Source organism: Ruminococcus turbiniformis, assembly GCF_020687545.1.
In the GTDB taxonomy this organism is placed as follows: domain Bacteria; phylum Bacillota; class Clostridia; order Lachnospirales; family Lachnospiraceae; genus Mediterraneibacter; species Mediterraneibacter turbiniformis.
Window position 1 is genome coordinate 1 of record NZ_JAJEQX010000068.1, and the last position, 3,786, is coordinate 3,786.

Annotated in this window: 6 protein-coding genes; all 6 read right to left on the reverse strand. The window is 43.9% G+C overall.

Annotation, left to right across the window (positions count from 1 at the left end; translation table 11 throughout):
- Positions 1-54: 54 nt before the first annotated feature.
- A complete protein-coding gene (tnpC, locus tag LKD70_RS18195; RefSeq protein ID WP_227709274.1) occupies positions 55-816 on the reverse strand; it encodes an IS66 family transposase in 762 nt (253 codons plus the stop codon).
- A 71-nt stretch (positions 817-887) separates the two neighbouring features.
- Positions 888-1,400 (reverse strand): hypothetical protein, encoded by a 513-nt coding sequence (locus LKD70_RS18200; RefSeq protein ID WP_227709275.1) that lies wholly within the window; start codon positions 1,398-1,400, stop codon positions 888-890.
- Between the two features lie 6 nt (positions 1,401-1,406).
- Positions 1,407-1,814, reverse strand: coding sequence for a hypothetical protein (locus LKD70_RS18205; protein ID WP_204932314.1), 408 nt, complete (start codon positions 1,812-1,814; stop codon positions 1,407-1,409).
- A 124-nt stretch (positions 1,815-1,938) separates the two neighbouring features.
- A complete protein-coding gene (locus tag LKD70_RS18210) occupies positions 1,939-2,619 on the reverse strand; it encodes a PoNi-like cognate immunity protein (RefSeq protein ID WP_205131852.1) in 681 nt (226 codons plus the stop codon).
- A 69-nt stretch (positions 2,620-2,688) separates the two neighbouring features.
- Positions 2,689-3,141 (reverse strand): hypothetical protein, encoded by a 453-nt coding sequence (locus LKD70_RS18215; RefSeq protein ID WP_227709276.1) that lies wholly within the window; start codon positions 3,139-3,141, stop codon positions 2,689-2,691.
- A 16-nt stretch (positions 3,142-3,157) separates the two neighbouring features.
- A complete protein-coding gene (locus LKD70_RS18220; protein ID WP_227709277.1) occupies positions 3,158-3,652 on the reverse strand; it encodes a YcxB family protein in 495 nt (164 codons plus the stop codon).
- Between the last annotated feature and the right edge of the window lie 134 nt (positions 3,653-3,786).

Below are 3,786 nucleotides of genomic sequence, written 5' to 3' on the forward strand. Positions count from 1 at the left end.
TCGGTTGTCTTTGGATAAACACGGAAGTAAGAATCGGTGATCTCGTCTCCGTGATCAGTGATCTAAATCTCCGTGACAAGTGATCAATTTATCCGTGAACAATGCTCTACTTACGCGTAATATACAGTATCCGCTGTAGCCTTCCAGGAACTCCCTCGCATGGCTGCCGCTCCTGGTCGGAGAATAGCCATACAAGATGATCGACGGAAGCCCGTCCTCGCCGCTTCGGAACAGCCACATGAATGATTGAGTCTGGGCTCGGCGCCCTTCCTCGTTCAATACCTGAACCCGGGTTTCATCTGCCATCGCAAAGCTGCGTTTCAGCAGCTCGCGGTGGAAGTAATCATACATTGGCTGGAAATAGTTCTGTGAACAGTAGATGATCCAGTTGGCAAGAGTGGTACGGCTGATCTGAGCCCCATACTGTTTCCAGTCTTTCTCCTGCCGGTAAAGGGGAAGCCCATTAGCATACTTCTGATACATGGTCCATGCAATAGTGGATGCTGAGGCAGGACCTTTCCCAACCAGAGCCGCCGGTACCTGAGACTTTACGATCACAGGCTTTTCCGTATCGCCGAGTCCGTCCTTGCAGGAGGGGCATCCGTAACTCTGGCTGTAGTATTCGATCACTTTACAGGTGGCAGGAATGAATTCCAGTTCCCGGCGGACATACTCCTCACCGATCAGGACCATCTGCGTACCGCAGACCGGGCAGATCTGGTCTTCTTCCGGAAGAGGGATCACTACTTTTTCAACCTTCAGGCCTTTGAAAAGTTCCTCATGGGTTGCCTTCTTTTTACGGGTATGCTCCTCCATCTTCTCCTCCTTTCGCTCCCCGGGCTCCAGCTTCTCAGATAGTCCGGGATATCCCGGACACTGCTCACACGCTATAAATACCTTACGATCCGCCCGGTATGTCTGTAATATTCAACCGTGACGCTGCTGCTTCCTGACAGTCTGGTGTAGTCGTCTCCCGATATCTCCAGCCGGACACGTTCTCCCCGGCTGTCCGTTCCTGTCAGATAGTAGTGAAGCGAAAAGATACCTGTATGCGCCTGGGATCTGCTGACCTGTATATCCGTCAATTGAGCCGTCTCCGGGCCGGACACAAGATCCAGAGCCGTGCTCCCCGTAAACAGTACGCCGATCACCACACATGCGGCTATGACAAGGATCCGGACTGCTTTCACGGAAGCCTGGAACCGCCCTCTGGACTGTATGATCCGCACGATCACATAGATGCATACAGTCCAGACAGCAACTATGTCGCAGATCTCATCGATCATTACAAGAGAGCCTGTCTTCGGCATGAGCAGTCCCGCCGCGACCACGGCAAGTACAAAAATGCATAAAATAATCTCATAAGTCTGTATTTTTCTTTTCACCAACTTGTTATCCATTTGAAACTAGTCCTCTCGTCTCCTGATCCGCTTGTACTCTCCATTAATCTCCTGATAGGTTTTTCCGTTTATGGATCTATAAAAGACAATATCGCCTTTTAGTACATTCTTCAGTTTTTCTATGGAATCACATATATCTTTCTCAGTAAGGTCATTGCTGTAATCAGTCAGTTTCTTCAAAGCAATATAAGCGTCATCGTCTTTCGTTATCCTAACATTAAAACAGTTAAATTCTCCTTCAAATTGAATCATATATGGTTTCGGTATATACTGGAATTTCAACAAAAACCATCCATGATGCTCCCAGGCGTGCTTTTCCTCCTCCAGCAATATTTCGTCTCCAAACTGTCGGTGCATTTCTTTCTTTACACAGGACATTGCCGTATGCCCTGACATATATCTGCCTGACCGCATGCCATAAATCACCTTCTTTTATAAACTTTCGGTATCACAGAAATATTTTATCTCTCTTCATCAAACCGAAAAGAAAACCGCCTGTTTCTTCCGCACGTTCACGGACATATCCGTTCAGGATTGATTACTTATAATGGACCAGATCGTACGGGTAATAGGGCACATGTTCCATGCCTGTATCGTCTATATTCAATATTTTTGCCACAGCCCCGGCTTCAAAACTCCAATACCCATAATATATCTTCTGGCTGCTCTTATGCGCTTCGTAACATCCGCAGTCTTCCCTGTACCAACAAGACAAGTATTCCTGTAGAGATTCTCTTCTATTATGAGTCAGTACCACCTTCTGCAGCAAAGAAAAATCTTTCGGAAAGATCAGATCAACGTCTTTATTTTCCATTTCAATGTCTGTCCATGAGCACAACAGAAAACTCAAAAGCCAATCATCAATGTTTGCAGCATCCAGCATAGCTTTCGTCTCTTTTGCCAATACGATATCTCCCTCAAACAAAACTCCCAGTGAGATCATTTTCAGGTTTTTATTATAATTATCCGGTTCCCATACCTCGCCCCAGCTTTTCAATAATTCTGCATATTCACCTTCCAAAGCCGAAAGTTCGTCCCCTCTGGAATATCTGGCTGTTAATATTCCCAGCTTTAAATCATGTATTTTTGTTTTTACTGCCAGTTGCCTCTCCGGTTTTACTTCACTGTTTGCCAGCTTATCTGAGAATCTGGTTATCCTCGCCTGCTCCTCTTGCAAAAATTCATTAAAATATTCTCGATCTTTTATCTGATCTCTCATTTGCACTCCTCTGTTCCATTCTGAAAAACTTCGGCAGCTTTGACCCTTATGGGCATCAGAAGCATCGTCTCAACAAATTCTTTTTCTCAACTGTCCTCTCCTGACAAAAGCAAGAATAAGCGCGATTACCTGAAATGCTATAGCAAATACAAGTAAAATACAACTAAGTGTCAGGTTCTCCTCTGAAATGATAGAAAACGGTGTCATAACCGCAGAATCACCTGTAAGGCTTCCGCTTGCAAGCATCCACACCCCGATTTCTACTATTGCAGTTATTATTGTAAAAAAAGCAGTGAGAACACATTCTGCTGCTGCAAGAACCTTTCCTGATTTCTTCAGCCGTTCCGCGCGGGACGGATTTTCCGCAGATACTTTATGGCTCAATTTGATCCTGACATTTGCATTGATGTCAACACAAAGGATAATAATTATTTCTACCAGTGTGAATATACCAAACAATCCCACATAAGGATTTACAAATGAACACACTGCTGACAATATTAATGGAATAAGAATATACATGAACACACCTTCCGCTTTATCTGCTCCCTATCTGACTCCTGAGATACTTAACACAATGTTCCACATCCCCCTGTATAAATCCAGTCTTTTTTACCGGCAGGATAAGATTCCCCCGCAAACATATCACTATCATATCAGGGGTTTCCAACACTTTTTTAATATCTGACAGGGATAAATGTTTTTCTTTGTCCTCTATTCTGTAAAGAATATCCTGACCTATTTCGATATGCATCAAAGGTACCGTGTTCCTGTAATTTACCTGATATCTTTCTTTTTCTATTTTAATTGCCCTGCTGACCTTGACTCTTATGAGCAGCAGGAGCAGGATCGGCAGAAGTTCCAGAAACAGATAAACAAGATTTCTCCGTATGATCAACATCAAGAAAAAATACAGGAAAACCAACGCTGTTAAGATATAAGATACTATCAGGTTTTCTCTCCACCACCGTTTCAGATATTCCGGAATACATTCTTCTGTGTATTGAAATTCACTTACAAAAAAATTATCCATTTCTGATTGAGTATTCTGGACGATTCTGAACCGTCATTCCGGAAACACAGTACCGTGATTCCGCTTTGATGGATACCGCAATTCTGGGCATTGAATACCGTGATTCCGGTCAAAGGATACCGATTTTCTTTATA

Bases quoted from the DNA above. Each gene is read 5' to 3' on its own strand.
- tnpC (WP_227709274.1), bottom strand. From the start codon at position 816: ATGGAGGAGCATACCCGTAAAAAGAAGGCAACCCATGAGGAACTTTTC.
- LKD70_RS18200 (WP_227709275.1), bottom strand. From the start codon at position 1,400: ATGGATAACAAGTTGGTGAAAAGAAAAATACAGACTTATGAGATTATT.
- LKD70_RS18205 (WP_204932314.1), bottom strand. From the start codon at position 1,814: ATGCGGTCAGGCAGATATATGTCAGGGCATACGGCAATGTCCTGTGTA.
- LKD70_RS18210 (WP_205131852.1), bottom strand. From the start codon at position 2,619: ATGAGAGATCAGATAAAAGATCGAGAATATTTTAATGAATTTTTGCAA.
- LKD70_RS18215 (WP_227709276.1), bottom strand. From the start codon at position 3,141: ATGTATATTCTTATTCCATTAATATTGTCAGCAGTGTGTTCATTTGTA.
- LKD70_RS18220 (WP_227709277.1), bottom strand. From the start codon at position 3,652: ATGGATAATTTTTTTGTAAGTGAATTTCAATACACAGAAGAATGTATT.